We start from the raw sequence: 13,275 nt of genomic DNA on the forward strand, positions 1-13,275 counted from the left end.
GGACGCGGTGATCGCCGATCGGGCCTACACCAACGGGGTGAACCGGCGGATGCTCGCTGGCCGCGGCATCAAGACCGTTATCCCGCAGAAGAGCACCGAGACCGACGCCCGCAAACGCAAAGGCTCCACCGGTGGGCGGCCTCCTGCTTTCGATGCAGTCCTTTACAAGGGCCGCAACGTTATTGAGCGTTCCTTCAACGACACCAAGCAGTGGCGCGCCCTGGCCACCCGCTACGACAAACTCGCCATCACCTACCGAGCCGCCGTGGTCCTACAGGCATGCCTCCGCTGGACACGCCTATTAGGAGACACGCCCTAGTCGACGAGGCTGACCGACTTGTAGTCGGCGACACCGTCGGTGAGTACCGCGAGATGGTCCTCGGCGCCGCCGAGCGTGTGCTCGATGGCGACCAGCCGGCTGACGTAGTGGCCGACCGGATACTCCTTGGTCATGCCGATGCCGCCGTGCATCTGGATCGCCTCCTGGCCGATCTTGCGGGAGGCCCGGCAGATCTGCAGCTTGGTGCGCGTAGCGGCGGTTGCGTCGACGCCGGCGTCCAGCGACATCGTCGCGTACAGGCTCATGCTGGAGGCCAGTTCCAGCAGCACGTACATGTCGGAAGCCCGCTGGGTGAGTGTCTGGAACTTCGCCAGCGGCACACCGAACTGCTTGCGCTGCTTGAGATATTCGGTCGTCAGGTTCAGAGCTGATTCCAGCGCGCCGACGGCCTCGGCGCACTGCCAGGTCTGCTTGGCGACGTCGGCCCACTCGAGGGCGGCCGCCGCATCGCCCGGAAGCCGGGTCGCGGCCGCGCCGTCGAAGGTGATCTGCGCGCCGCGCCGATCATCGTGGGTGCGATAGCCGGCCCGCGTCACGCCGCTCGCGGTGGCGTCGACGAGGAACAGCCCGATGTCGCCGCCGTCGCGGGCCGAGACGACGAGCACGTCGGCGGAGTCGCCGGCGGCCACCAGGGTCTTGGTGCCCGAGATCGTGTACGCGTCGCCCGACCCGCTCGCGGTGGTGGCGACGGCATGGTTCGGCCAGCGGTCGCCGGCCTCGGCGTGCGCGAAGGCGGCCTTGGTCGATCCGTCGGCCAGACCCGGAATGTATTGCTGCCGTTGCTCATCGGATCCTGCGCGATCGATGATGCCGCCGGGGATGTACACGGCATCCAGCAGCGGCTCCGGGGCCAACGCCTTGCCGACGGCGCCCATCACGGTGGACACCTCCTCGACGCCGGCACCGGCACCACCGACATCCTCGGCGAACGGCAGTCCCTGAATACCCATCTCGGCCAGGCCGTTCCAGATGTCCTCGCGCCAGCCGAGGTCGGTGTCGGCGGTCTTGCGGATGGTCTCGATGTCGTAGGTCTTGGCCAGCAGATCGGCAACCGCCTCGCGGAGCATCTGCTGTTCTTCGGAAGGTTCGAAATCCATTGGTGCTGAGTCCTTTTACAGGCCGAGGATGGAGGAGCTGATGATGGTGCGCTGCACTTCGGACGAGCCGCTGTAGATCGACACCTTGCGGTAGTTGAGGTAGGTCGGCACGGTGAGCTGGGCCCACTCGGGCGACGACACGTCCGGAGCGTTCACCGGCAGCGAATCCGCGGCGGCGACATCGGCCAGCAATTCGGTTGCCGCCTGCTGCATTTCGCTGCCGCGCAGCTTCAGCAGCGACGACGCCGGATTCGGCTTGCCTTCTGCGGAGGACGCGACGACGCGCAGCTGGGTGAGTTCCAGCGCCAGCAGCTCGTTCTCCAGTTCGGCCAGCCGCGCGGCGAACAGCGGCTGATCGAGCAGCGTCCCCTCGCCGGCCGGGATCTTGGCGGCGCGCTCCTTCGCGGCCGCGAGCCGGATCTTGGTGGCGGCGACGCGGGTGACGCCGGTGCGCTCGTTGCCCAGCAGGAACTTGGCGTAGCTCCAGCCGGCGTTCTCCTCGCCGACCAGGTTCTCGGCCGGAACGCGGACATTCTCGAAGAACACCTCGTTGACCTCGAAGCTGCCGTCGATCAGCTGGATCGGGCGGATCGTGACCCCGGGGGCGTCCATCGGGATCAACAGGAAGCTGATGCCCATCTGCCGCTTCGGCGCGTCAGGATTGGTGCGCACCAGCGCGAAGATCCAGTCGGCGTACTGGCCGAGCGTGGTCCAGATCTTCTGCCCGTTGACGACGTAGTCGTCCCCGTCGCGCACCGCGCGGGTCTTCAGCGACGCGAGATCGGATCCCGCTTCGGGCTCCGAAAATCCTTGGCACCACCAGATATCGCAGTTGCGGGTGGCGGGCAGGAACTTCTCCTTCTGCTCCTGCGAGCCGAACGCCGCGATCACCGGTCCGACCATCGACGTGTTGAAGGGGAGCGGATCGGGCACGGACGCGAGAATCATCTCGTTCTGCCAGATGTGCATCTGCACCGGCGACCAGTCCTGGCCGCCCCATTCGACCGGCCAGCCGGGCGCGACGATGCCCTCCTCGTTGAGGATGCGCATCGTGGTGACGATGTCGTCCGGCATCTTCGTCGTGCCGGCCGCCGCGCGGTCGCGGATCTCCTTGGGGATCTTGGTGGTCAGGGTGTTGCGGATCTGATCGCGGAAGGCGATCTCCTCGTCAGTGAGTGCCAGCTGCATGACCTTATTGATACTCCACCGCCGGTGGGGCTGGATAGGGGTTCCCACTGTTTCGTGGCGCCCCAACGACTTTGAGACCCCTTGATCAGCGTGAGACCGCGTCTCGCCTGCCTACCTGCCCGCCCCGCGTTCGGCGAATGCCGCTTTCGCCGCGGTGATCTCGTCGTCCGTCGGTGCCGATCCGATCAGCGGCTCGTCTCCGGGGCTCCCGTGCACGCCGTCCAGCAATAGCTGACAGTAGCGACGCCACTTCTCGTCGGGCATCGATGCGGTCATCTCCACCGCGCCCCGCATCATCGACATCAGCACTACGAAGTCGTTCGCACCGACGCCGGGCCGGAGTTGGCCGGCGGCGTGTGCGCGCGTGACGATCCGCTCGAACAGCGGGGTGATCGTCTCGCGGGCGCGAGTCGACGCGACGCACTGGTCGTCGGCGTCCGTCATCACCTCGCACATGCCGCGGTCGGTTGCCGCCGTTTCGCACAGCTCGCGGAACATCCGGGTGATGCCCTCCCACGGATCGTCGGCATCCAGCGCCCGCAGGGCCGCATCGGTGACGATCTGCATCTGCTGGTCGAAGACGCCATTGACCAGATCCTGCTTGGCGGGGAAGTGGCGGTAGAGCGTGCCGATGCCGACCCCCGCGGCCGAGGCCACTTCATCGGTGGACACCGACAGCCCCCGCTGGGCGAACAACGTCGTCGCCGCATCGAGGATCGCCTGCCGATTGCGTTCGGCATCGGCGCGCAGCCGCCGCGGCTTCGATGAATCAACCGAGACACTCATTGTGATGCAGATCACTTTCTAGATCGGGAACAACCGGAGCGCATTCTCCGGTTAAGCCTTTCGTCAGGTGCAACCGGAGCTTGCCCTCCAATTATTCCGAATGTGAGGCCCCCATGAGTACGAATACGCTGGAAAAGCCCCCAATTCTTGAAGAATCACCGCCATCACGGGCTGGTGGTTCGCGGCGTTGGTGGGTGCTGGCAGTCCTGAGCTTGGCCCAGCTGATGATCGTGCTGGACGCGACCATCGTGAATATCGCGCTGCCGGCCGCGCAGCACAGCCTCGGCTTCGGCGACGACAACCGGCAGTGGATCGTCACCGCCTACGCCCTGGCCTTCGGCAGTCTGCTGCTGCTCGGCGGCAAATTGACCGACTTCTTCGGTGTCCGCAACACCTTCCTGGTGGGCCTCGTCGGATTCGCCGGGATGTCCGCCCTGGGCGGCGCGGCGACCGGATTCGGCATGCTGGTGACCGCCCGCGCCGGGCAGGGATTGTTCGGAGCGCTGCTGGCCCCGGCCGCGCTCTCGCTGTTGGCGACCACGTTCGTCAACCCGGCTGAACGCGCCAAGGCCTTCGGCATCTTCGGTGCGATCGCCGGCGGTGGCGGCGGTCTAGGCCTGCTGCTCGGCGGCATGCTGACCGACTGGGCCAGCTGGCGCTGGACGCTCTTCGTCAACCTGTTCATCGCGGCCATCGCACTGGTCGGCGTGCTGACCCTGGTCGCGCACCAGAAGGCGACCTCCCGGCCGAAGCTGGATCTGCCCGGCACGGTGGCGATCACCCTGGGCCTGTCGGCGATCGTGTTCGGCTTCTCTCGCGCGGAGACCAGCGGCTGGTCGGCGGGCGTGACCATCGGATCGTTGATCGTCGGCGTGCTGCTGGTGGCCGGATTCGGACTCTGGCAGCAGCGCAGTCGTAACCCCTTGCTGCCGTTGCGGATTCTGCTCGATCGCACCCGCGGTGCGGCGTTCCTGGTGATGCTCCTGGCTGCCGTCGGCATCTTCGGCGTGTTCCTGTTCCTGACCTACTACATGCAGGTCTCGCTCGGCTACTCGCCGGTGAAGACGGGCCTCGCGTTCATGCCGATGATCGGCGCGATCATCGTCACCTCGACGGTCGGCTCGACGGTGGTGCTGCCCCGGACCGGACCGCGCCCGCTGATGATGATCGGCATGCTGGCAGCCGGCGCGGGAATGGCCTTGCTTACCCGCATCGACCTCGGCAGCGCCTACACGAGCACCATCCTGCCCGCGCTGGTCGTGATCGGTGCCGGGATGGGTTTCGTCTTCGGGGCGGCGATGCAGAGCGCGGTCGTCGGGGTCGATCCGCATGATTCGGGGGTGGCCTCCGCGGCGATCAACGTGATGCAGCAGGTCGGCGGGTCGGTCGGCACAGCATTGCTGAGCACCATCTCGGCCAGTGCGGTGACCAGCTATCTCCAGTCGCATCACAGCGCCGACGCGGCCGCGCACGCGGCGATCGCGGGCTACCACACGGCGTTCTGGGTGGCCGCGGGCATCTTCTTCGCGGGTTCGTTGATCGCGGCCCTGCTCACTCGCGGCGGCCGACTGCCGGCGCCGGTGGAGGAGACCGTCGCCATCGCGCATTGATCGGTCCGTTTCGCGCACATCCGCGCCACAACCGTGGATCCGCGCCGGCTGCAACCGGCGCGGATCCACACAAGTGGCGCGGATTTGTATGTGCCGGTGAGCAGTCATGCGGCAGGCTGGGCGCATGCCCGAGGGTGACACCGTCTTCCAGGCCGCGGGCCGGCTGCAGGCCGCACTCGCCGGAAAGCCGTTGACGCGCTGCGATATCCGGGTGCCGCGCTACGTGACTGTGGATCTGACCGGGAGAACGGTCGACGAGGCGCTCGCGCGGGGGAAGCATCTGCTGATCCGGGTCGGCGCGTCGACGATCCATTCGCATCTCAAGATGGAGGGCATCTGGTTCGTCGGATCGAAGACCGCGCGATGGCCGCGGCCGACGCATCAGGCGCGCATCATCCTGGAGACCGAATCGAGCGTCGCGGTCGGTTTTGCGCTGGGCCGGCTCGAGGTGATCCGGCGCGCCGACGAGTCGAGTGTCGTCGGCTATCTCGGTCCGGACCTGCTGGGGCCCGACTGGGACGCCGATCGGGCCGAGGCCAATCTGCGCCGCCGGCCGGAACGTCCGATCGGGCATGCGCTGCTCGACCAGACGAACCTGGCCGGCATCGGGAACGTCTATCGCTGCGAGTTGTGCTTCCTGCACCGCACGCATCCGGCGACCCCGGTCGGCGATATCGCCGACCTTTCGGCCTGGATGGCGTCGGCGCACCGCCTGCTGCTGGCCAATCGAGATCGGCCGGTGCGGGTGACAACCGGCGTCGACCGGCCGGGACGGGGTCTATGGGTATACGGCCGCGACCGGCGGGCCTGCCTACGCTGCGGGACCACGATCCGCGCGGGCCGGCTGGGCGGCTCGGACGAACACGATCGGTCCGTCTACTGGTGCCCGGCCTGCCAGCCGGAACCCGGCCCGGGGAGCCAGTGACCGGGCGGATCTACCTTGCACTCGGTGGTGTCGAGTGCTAAAAATGCAGTTGGCACTCCACAACTGAGAGTGCTAGGTCGGGGCGGTGAGAGCGGTCTCGAGACACGACCGGTCGTCCGTCGCGGGCACCGATTCCGACCGAGAACAACAGTGTCACCCCCTATCGGAGGATCACTTCGCAATGGCCAAGATCATCGCGTTTGACGAAGAGGCCCGTCGCGGCCTCGAGCGGGGCCTGAACAGCCTCGCCGACGCAGTAAAGGTGACGTTGGGACCCAAGGGTCGCAACGTCGTGCTGGAGAAGAAGTGGGGCGCCCCCACGATCACCAACGATGGTGTTTCCATCGCCAAGGAGATCGAGCTGGAGGACCCCTACGAGAAGATCGGCGCTGAGCTGGTCAAGGAAGTCGCCAAGAAGACGGACGACGTGGCGGGCGACGGCACCACCACCGCCACCGTGCTGGCCCAGGCCCTCGTCAAGGAGGGCCTGCGCAACGTGGCTGCGGGCGCCAACCCGCTCGGCCTCAAGCGCGGCATCGAGAAGGCCGTTGCGGCCGTCACCGAGTCGCTGCTGAAGTCGGCCACCGAGGTCGAGACCAAGGAGCAGATCGCGCAGACCGCGGGCATCTCCGCCGGCGATCCGTCCATCGGTGAGCTCATCGCCGAGGCCATGGACAAGGTCGGCAAGGAAGGCGTCATCACCGTCGAGGAGGCGCAGACCTTCGGGCTGCAGCTGGAGCTCACCGAGGGTATGCGCTTCGACAAGGGCTACATCTCGGGCTACTTCGTGACCGACCCCGATCGTCAGGAAGCGGTCCTCGAGGATCCGTACATCCTGCTGGTGCAGAGCAAGGTCAGCAACGTCAAGGACCTGCTGCCGCTGCTGGAGAAGGTCATCCAGGCCGGCAAGCCGCTGCTGATCATCGCCGAGGACGTCGAGGGCGAAGCCCTCTCGACCCTGGTCGTGAACAAGATCCGCGGCACCTTCAAGTCGGTGGCCGTCAAGGCTCCGGGCTTCGGTGACCGTCGCAAGGCCATGCTGGCCGACATCGCCATCCTCACCGGTGGCGAGGTCATCAGCGAAGAGGTCGGTCTCTCGCTGGAGAGCGCCGGCATCGAGCTGCTGGGCACCGCGCGCAAGGTCGTCATCACCAAGGATGAGACCACCATCGTCGAGGGTTCCGGCGACGCCGACGCCATCGCCGGTCGGGTTGCGCAGATCCGCCAGGAGATCGAGAACAGCGACTCGGATTACGACCGCGAGAAGCTGCAGGAGCGTCTGGCGAAGCTGGCCGGCGGCGTTGCCGTCATCAAGGCCGGCGCCGCCACCGAGGTGGAGCTCAAGGAGCGCAAGCACCGCATCGAAGATGCCGTGCGCAACGCCAAGGCTGCCGTCGAGGAGGGCATCGTCGCCGGTGGTGGCGTGGCCCTGCTGCAGTCGGAGCCGGCCATCGAGGGCCTGTCCCTCGAGGGCGACGAGGCCACCGGTGCCAACATCGTCAAGGTTGCTCTGGAGGCCCCGGCCAAGCAGATCGCCATCAACGCCGGCCTGGAGCCGGGCGTTGTCGCCGACAAGGTGCGCAACTCGCCGCTCGGCACCGGTCTGAACGCTGCGACGAACAGCTACGAGGATCTCCTCGCGGCCGGCATCAACGACCCGGTGAAGGTGACCCGCTCGGCGCTGCAGAACGCCGCGTCGATCGCCGGTCTGTTCCTGACCACCGAGGCCGTCGTCGCCGACAAGCCGGAGAAGGCCGCCGCTCCTGTCGGCGACCCGACCGGCGGCATGGGCGGCATGGACTTCTAAGAAGTCCGGCCACCCGCGGCTGAATCAGCCGCAATAGCCGAATAACAAGGCCCGGTTCACCTTTCGAGGTGGACCGGGCCTTGTCGTGTCTCCGGGGCGAGCGGATGGGTTCGGCGCCTCGTCTCGAGCGCCGCGCCCGCGTTTGGACAGCGGCATCGAGCTCAAGGCGAGGCGCGGCCACGCCGACTGCGCACGGCAGCGTCTGCGCGCCGACCCCCGCGCGGGTCGACTACTGCGGGAATGCGCCGCCCGTCACGTTCGACACCCACTGATCGCCGGCCCAGGTGTGCCCGGTGAAGGCGAAGGCCCGGCCGTAGGTGTCGCCGACGAAGGTCTTGGGGTTGTAACAGACGATCTTGCCGACCCACTTTCCGGGCGGCAGGTTGGTGTAGTCGTACTTGACGATTCCGGCGACCGTAGCGGTGAGGCGGTGACCCGGCTGGGGCTGGCCGGTCCGGAAGTTGACCAGCGAGACGTCGCAGACATGCCCGGCCGGGATGGAGGCGGCGCTGATCGAGATCGCGTACTTGCTGCTCTGAACCTGCCAGTCGCCGCCGTCGGCAGACGCGGTGCCGGCTCCGAGCCCGACTGCTGCGACCAGTGCGCCCAGGGCGATGGCTCCGGCTGCGGTGAACTTGCGCACGGGGGATCCCTTCGATTCGGAATGTTGCTGGGGTCATTCTGCCCATAAGTGGTGATCTGCGACACCATGGGGTCCAATATGTGAGGCGTGACGGCCAATACGATCTCGTGGAAGCGTGCGCTGACCGCGGCATTGGTGCCATCCGTGCTGATCGCGCTGGTGGCGGAGGTCCTGCTGCTGGTGTGGTGGTCGGATCTGCCGGAGCGGGTCGCGACGCATTTCCGTGGTTGGGGCCATGCGGACGGATTCACCGACCGGTCTTCGCTGATCTGGCTGATGCTGCTGGGGCCGGTGATCACCCTGGTGATGACCACCCTGATGCTGCTGTCCTCCCGCGACCTGCGAGTGGGTCGACCGTTGGTCGCGGTGGCGTCTGGCGTCGGTTCGTTGATCGCCTGCACGGGTGCGGCCGTCGTGAGCATCAATCACGGGCTGGACGACCCGCACGACGCGCGGCTGCGCTGGCCCTGGCTGCTGGTGGTGATCGTGGTCGGCATCGGCGCGGGTGCCGTCTCGGTCTGGTGGCTGCCGCACCCGCATGACGTCGACGCCAACGAACCGCCGCCGCCGGACACCCCGCGCCTCGCGGTGCGCGACGGGCAGCGGATCAGCTGGTCGGGGACGGCGACGATGCCGCGGGCGCTGTCCGCCGGGCTCGCGCTGCTCCCGATCGCGATCATCGGGATCGTCACCGCGTTCTGGCCGCACAACTGGATCATCCCGGTGATCATCGGGGTGGCCCTGGGCATCCTGCTGTTCGTCCTCACCGCGTTCCCGATCCGGGTCCTGATCGACGAGACCGGCCTCACCGTCCGCGGCCTGATGGCGCTCGGTCGTCGGCATATTCCGATATCCCAAGTGGCGCAAGCGCAATCGTTGACGGTCGGCTGGCTCAACCGGTTCGGCGGTATCGGTTACCGGATCGGGGCGGCGGGGATCGGGATCATTCCGCGGCCGGGTCCGGTGATCGCGGTGACCCGCGGTGATGGATCCTGCCTGGCGGTCGGTGTCGACGGCGCGGAAGAGGCGGCGGCCGTCCTGAATACGCTCGCCGAGCGTGCCCACGCGCACCGCTGAACCTCGCTGACGGAGTGCATGGTCAGGGGTGCACGGTCATGGGGTGCGCGGCGCCACCAGCCCGTGATCGAAGGCGTACACGACCGCCGCGGCCCGGTCGCGCACACCGAGTTTCGCGAAGAGATTGCCGATGTGGCTCTTGACGGTCACCACCGAGATGGCCAGTTCGGCGGCGATCTCGTCGTTGGACAGCCCGCGGCCGATCGCGGTCAGCACATCCAGTTCGCGGCCCGTGAGTGCACCGGTGTCGCTCTCCGACGCGGCCGGCGCCGGCGCCGAGCGGTAGGTCTGTAGCACCCGCGCCGTCACCGCGGGATCGAGGACCGCCTCGCCGGCGGCGACCAGCCGCACCGCGCGGATCAGTTCCTCGGCCGGCGAATCCTTGAGCACGAAGCCCGCGGCCCCCGCGCGCAGAGCGCCGGACAAGAGTTCGTCGTCCTGAAAGGTGGTGAGCGCCAACACCGGCGGGGCGCCGCCGGTCCGCGACAGCAGTCGTGTCGCGTCGATACCGCCGACCCGGCGCATGCGCAGATCCATCACGACCACATCGGGTGTCGACGCGCGCACCGCCGCGATCACCTCGTCGCCGTCCGCGCATTCGGCGACGATTTCGAAGCCGTCCTTGCGGCGCAGGATGCGGCGCAGACCTGTGCGCACGAGTTCCTGATCGTCGACGAGCAGGACGCGGATGGGATCAGTCATCGGCCGGCCCCACGGTGGTCCGCTCCAGGGTGGCGCGCTTCAGAGTCGTCCGCTTCAGGGGTGGTGCCGGCAGCTCCGCGCGTACCGTCCAGGAGTCGTCGGTCATGCTGGTCTCCAGGGTGCCGCCGAGATGCTCGGCGCGCGAACGCATTCCGTTGACACCCAGGCCGCCGGTCGATCGGTGCCAGCCCGGGCCGACCGGGTTGCGCATCACGATCCGCACGGTCGCCGCGGTCAGCTGGACGGTGGCCTCGACGGGTGCGCCGGACGCGTGGCGGGCGGCGTTGGACAACGACTCCTGCACGATCCGGTAGATGGCCAGCTCGGTCGCCTGAGTGAGATCGGCTGTGGTGCAATCGATATCGCTCATGCCGTCGGTCACGGAGAACCGGATCGGGGTGCCGGCCTTGCGGAAGGTCTCGATCAGGGCCGGCAGGTCGGCGAGACCGGGCTGTGGTCCGCCGGGGTCGGAGTCGGTGCGCAACAGGTCGATCGTGCGGCGGATGTCGGACATCGCGCCGCGGCCCTGCTGCTCGGCATCGGTGAGCGCGGCCAGCGCGTCCTCGGTGTCGCCGTCCTGCAGAGCCCGTCGTGCGCCGGTGACGTTCAGCAGCACGATGCTCAGCGAGTGCGCCACCACGTCGTGCACCTCGCGGGCGATCGCGGCGCGGTCGAGCGTCACCTCGGCGGCGTGGGCCTGACGCTCGTTCTGCAGCAGCAGCACCTGCGCGCGCAGCAGGGCGCAGACGACGCCGGCGAACCAGATCATCGTGACGATCAGGACGTCCTGCTGCACCCGATCGAAGGCCAAACCGATCTCCACCATGACCGTGGCCGCCAGCAGATCGAGGACCACGCGGCGCGGAGGCAGAATCGCGGCGAGCATCGAGCCGGCGACGACGAGGATCAGCGGAGCCAGGTCCTGCCGTGACGGCATGGTCCAGAAGATCCCCACCGAGATCAACGCCATCACCATGAGCATGTGCGGCCATGGCCGCGTGGTCTTGATGCAGGAGATGAGCAGCGGAGAGATGGCCACCGCGCCGGCCAGTATCACCAACAGCCATTGCACGCCGTGCAGGCCGAGATACACCCGCTCGGCCACCGCCGCGGCGGTGGCCGCCACCAGGGCGGCATCCGCCAGCATCAGATAGGCCACGGGATAGTCGAACCCCATGCGCCGCACATGGTCGCGATGCCGATGCGCGTAGGACAACAGCATGCGCTGATCGTATCGCCACCGGCGCGCCGAGGCTCCCGTCGGCGGGTGCAGCGCCGCCTCCGCCCTGGGGCGGAGACGGACCCTGCCCTGGGCGGAGGAAAAGTTCCGTCTCCGGGCCGCTGGCCTGCGCCGATCGCCTGCCTACCGTCGAAGACAAGCACTTGGTCGAGACCCGGCCGGGGCGATTGGGAAGGCGGACAAGACGATGTTGCTCACGATTGCAGTGGTGGCGTTCATGATCATCGGTCTGACGGTGATGGCGGCGCTGAGCCCGAATGGGATGGACTACCGGTCGCGTGAGGTGCGTGCGCAGTGGCGCCGGCGCGAACACGACGCGGTGCATGAGCAGCGGAAGCTGCGACGGTCGATGCTGATCCATCGGTTGACGCATCGCGTCGCACCCGTTTCCCGCGTACCGCAGACGCGCTGATGACAATGGCTATGCTGCGCGAGGAGGCGCGCACCATGAACCCATTCTCGACCGGCATCGGATGGCATCTGGCCCCGGAGGATTCGCCGTCCGGAATCGGTGGCGGCCAGGACGAGGAGGCCGGTCCGGCGGACGGATTCGTCGGACCGCAGCCGCCGTTCGCCCGGAAGATGTCGCCGGCGACCTTCATCAACTTCGGAATGCGTATCTCGCAGACCATGTTCGAGGACGCGCCGAACGCGCCGGGCGTGCTCGCCTACCCGGTCAGCGGTCGGGCGACGCCGACCCTGATGGTCTATAGCCCGGCGTACGTCAAGTCGTTGCTGGTGGTCGATCCGGCGCTGGCGCCGTCGGCCACCCGGATGTCACCGCTGCGCCCGATCCTCGGACCCGACTCGGTCCTGACCGCGATCGGCGACCGGCACAAGCGGCAGCGAGCCCTGCTGATGCCGCAGTTCCACGGCCGCTCCATCGCCAACTATCGGGAGGGCATCGAGAAGGCCACGGCGCGGCATCTCGATTCGTGGCCGGTCGGCAAGCCGGTGGCGGTCGCCGACATCGGTCAGGAGATCACGCTGGACGTGATCATGCAGGCGATCTTCGGTGTGGCCGAGAAGTCGGATGCCACCCCCGCCGAGAATCGGCTGCGACGCAGCGTGATCCGGCTGCTCAGGCTGTCGACGACCACGACGGCCCGGGTGGCGCAGATGATCAACGCCCGGCGCGAGGATCCCAACTTCGCACAGCGGATGGTGCTGGCGCCGATGGACCGGGCCATCTTCGAGGTCATCGGGGAGCGGCGCGCCGGATCGCGGTCCGGCCACGACATCCTGTCGGTGCTGCTGACGGCGACCACCGAGGACGGGGATTCGCTGTCCGACAGCGAGATTCGCGATGAGCTCGTCACACTGCTGCTGGCCGGGCACGAGACCACGTCGAACACCACGGCCTGGGCGTTCGAGCGGCTGACGCGACACCGCGCGGTCTATGACGCGGCGCGGGACGCGGCGGCGTCGGGGGACGACGACTATCTGGAGGCCGTGCTCAACGAGACGATGCGCAGCCGTCCGGTGGTGCCGGTGTTCGGTCGGGAGGTGCTGGTGCCGTGGCGGCTCGGTCCGCATGTGGCACCGGCCGGATCGGTCGTGCTGGCGTCGTCGTTGCTGTTGCATCACCGTGACGATCTGTACCCGCGGCCCTTCGCCTTCGACCCCGAGCGATTCGTCGGGGTGAAGCCCGCGCCGAACACGCTGATGCCGTTCGGCGGCGGCAACCGCCGCTGCCTCGGTTCGACGCTGGCGATGGCCGAGCTGCGGATCGTGACGGGCGAGATCCTGCGCCGGGTGGACCTGCAGACCCACGATCGGCCGGGTGAGCGCCCGGTGAACCGCAACGTCACGATGATCCCGGGCGACGGCGGCACGGTGGTGGCGACCCGCGTGCGGTAG

13 protein-coding genes are annotated in these 13,275 nt (G+C 68.0%); 7 read left to right on the top strand and 6 right to left on the bottom strand.

What is annotated here, in order from left to right:
• Nucleotides 1-319: IS5/IS1182 family transposase (locus G341_RS0101010; protein ID WP_018177239.1), on the top strand; the 319-nt coding region annotated here is incomplete at its 5' end.
• Here the strand turns inward: G341_RS0101010 and G341_RS0101015 are convergent.
• The 3 genes from G341_RS0101015 to G341_RS0101025 form a co-directional block, all read right to left on the bottom strand.
• A complete protein-coding gene (locus G341_RS0101015; RefSeq protein ID WP_018177240.1) occupies nucleotides 316-1,437 on the bottom strand; it encodes an acyl-CoA dehydrogenase family protein in 1,122 nt (373 codons plus the stop codon). The genes G341_RS0101010 and G341_RS0101015 overlap by 4 nt on opposite strands.
• Before the next feature lie 15 nt (nucleotides 1,438-1,452).
• Nucleotides 1,453-2,625 carry an acyl-CoA dehydrogenase family protein gene (locus G341_RS0101020; RefSeq protein ID WP_018177241.1) on the bottom strand — a complete coding sequence of 391 codons (1,173 nt, stop codon included), beginning with the start codon at nucleotides 2,623-2,625 and terminating at the stop codon, nucleotides 1,453-1,455.
• Nucleotides 2,626-2,736: 111 nt separating this feature from the next.
• Nucleotides 2,737-3,411 (bottom strand): TetR/AcrR family transcriptional regulator, encoded by a 675-nt coding sequence (locus G341_RS0101025; RefSeq protein WP_018177242.1) that lies wholly within the window; start codon nucleotides 3,409-3,411, stop codon nucleotides 2,737-2,739.
• A gap of 113 nt (nucleotides 3,412-3,524) precedes the next feature.
• Here G341_RS0101025 and G341_RS0101030 point away from each other — a divergent pair, with 113 nt between their 5' ends.
• The 3 genes from G341_RS0101030 to groL all read left to right on the top strand — a co-directional run bounded on the left by G341_RS0101030 (nucleotide 3,525) and on the right by groL (nucleotide 7,753).
• Entirely contained in the window at nucleotides 3,525-5,021 is a 1,497-nt protein-coding gene (locus G341_RS0101030) for an MFS transporter (RefSeq protein WP_026303096.1), read from the top strand.
• A gap of 124 nt (nucleotides 5,022-5,145) precedes the next feature.
• Nucleotides 5,146-5,946: a DNA-formamidopyrimidine glycosylase family protein gene (locus G341_RS0101035; protein ID WP_018177244.1), complete on the top strand. Its 801-nt coding sequence runs from the start codon at nucleotides 5,146-5,148 to the stop codon at nucleotides 5,944-5,946.
• Nucleotides 5,947-6,127: 181 nt separating this feature from the next.
• Entirely contained in the window at nucleotides 6,128-7,753 is a 1,626-nt protein-coding gene (groL, locus tag G341_RS0101040; protein WP_018177245.1) for a chaperonin GroEL, read from the top strand.
• A 229-nt stretch (nucleotides 7,754-7,982) separates the two neighbouring features.
• On the opposite strand, the gene G341_RS0101045 is transcribed toward groL, so the two are convergent.
• Nucleotides 7,983-8,396, bottom strand: coding sequence for a hypothetical protein (locus tag G341_RS0101045; RefSeq protein WP_018177246.1), 414 nt, complete (start codon nucleotides 8,394-8,396; stop codon nucleotides 7,983-7,985).
• Between the two features lie 87 nt (nucleotides 8,397-8,483).
• Between G341_RS0101045 and G341_RS0101050 the strand changes: the two genes are divergently transcribed.
• Nucleotides 8,484-9,473 (top strand): DUF1648 domain-containing protein, encoded by a 990-nt coding sequence (locus tag G341_RS0101050; protein ID WP_018177247.1) that lies wholly within the window; start codon nucleotides 8,484-8,486, stop codon nucleotides 9,471-9,473.
• Nucleotides 9,474-9,509: 36 nt separating this feature from the next.
• Here the strand turns inward: G341_RS0101050 and G341_RS0101055 are convergent, their stop codons facing one another.
• Nucleotides 9,510-10,175, bottom strand: coding sequence for a response regulator transcription factor (locus G341_RS0101055; RefSeq protein ID WP_018177248.1), 666 nt, complete (start codon nucleotides 10,173-10,175; stop codon nucleotides 9,510-9,512).
• On the bottom strand, nucleotides 10,168-11,397 hold the full coding sequence (locus tag G341_RS20595; protein ID WP_018177249.1) for a sensor histidine kinase: 1,230 nt from the start codon (nucleotides 11,395-11,397) through the stop codon (nucleotides 10,168-10,170). The genes G341_RS0101055 and G341_RS20595 overlap by 8 nt, the downstream gene beginning before the upstream one ends.
• 205 nt (nucleotides 11,398-11,602) lie before the next feature.
• Here G341_RS20595 and G341_RS0101065 point away from each other — a divergent pair, with 205 nt between their 5' ends.
• Together G341_RS0101065 and G341_RS0101070 are read left to right on the top strand one after the other, a co-directional pair.
• Nucleotides 11,603-11,827, top strand: coding sequence for a hypothetical protein (locus G341_RS0101065; RefSeq protein ID WP_018177250.1), 225 nt, complete (start codon nucleotides 11,603-11,605; stop codon nucleotides 11,825-11,827).
• 35 nt (nucleotides 11,828-11,862) lie between these two features.
• Nucleotides 11,863-13,275, top strand: coding sequence for a cytochrome P450 (locus G341_RS0101070; protein WP_043450125.1), 1,413 nt, complete (start codon nucleotides 11,863-11,865; stop codon nucleotides 13,273-13,275).

The sequence above is a fragment of the Jongsikchunia kroppenstedtii DSM 45133 genome (genome assembly GCF_000380485.1).
In the GTDB taxonomy this organism is placed as follows: Bacteria; Actinomycetota; Actinomycetes; order Mycobacteriales; family Mycobacteriaceae; genus Jongsikchunia; species Jongsikchunia kroppenstedtii.

What these genes read in the sequence shown, in the direction of transcription:
- G341_RS0101025 (WP_018177242.1), bottom strand. Translation starts at nt 3,411, where the DNA reads ATGAGTGTCTCGGTTGATTCATCGAAGCCGCGGCGGCTGCGCGCCGAT.
- G341_RS20595 (WP_018177249.1), bottom strand. Translation starts at nt 11,397, where the DNA reads ATGCTGTTGTCCTACGCGCATCGGCATCGCGACCATGTGCGGCGCATG.
- G341_RS0101065 (WP_018177250.1), top strand. Translation starts at nt 11,603, where the DNA reads ATGTTGCTCACGATTGCAGTGGTGGCGTTCATGATCATCGGTCTGACG.
- G341_RS0101070 (WP_043450125.1), top strand. Translation starts at nt 11,863, where the DNA reads ATGAACCCATTCTCGACCGGCATCGGATGGCATCTGGCCCCGGAGGAT.
- G341_RS0101055 (WP_018177248.1), bottom strand. Translation starts at nt 10,175, where the DNA reads ATGACTGATCCCATCCGCGTCCTGCTCGTCGACGATCAGGAACTCGTG.
- G341_RS0101015 (WP_018177240.1), bottom strand. Translation starts at nt 1,437, where the DNA reads ATGGATTTCGAACCTTCCGAAGAACAGCAGATGCTCCGCGAGGCGGTT.
- G341_RS0101030 (WP_026303096.1), top strand. Translation starts at nt 3,525, where the DNA reads ATGAGTACGAATACGCTGGAAAAGCCCCCAATTCTTGAAGAATCACCG.
- groL (WP_018177245.1), top strand. Translation starts at nt 6,128, where the DNA reads ATGGCCAAGATCATCGCGTTTGACGAAGAGGCCCGTCGCGGCCTCGAG.
- G341_RS0101035 (WP_018177244.1), top strand. Translation starts at nt 5,146, where the DNA reads ATGCCCGAGGGTGACACCGTCTTCCAGGCCGCGGGCCGGCTGCAGGCC.
- G341_RS0101020 (WP_018177241.1), bottom strand. Translation starts at nt 2,625, where the DNA reads ATGCAGCTGGCACTCACTGACGAGGAGATCGCCTTCCGCGATCAGATC.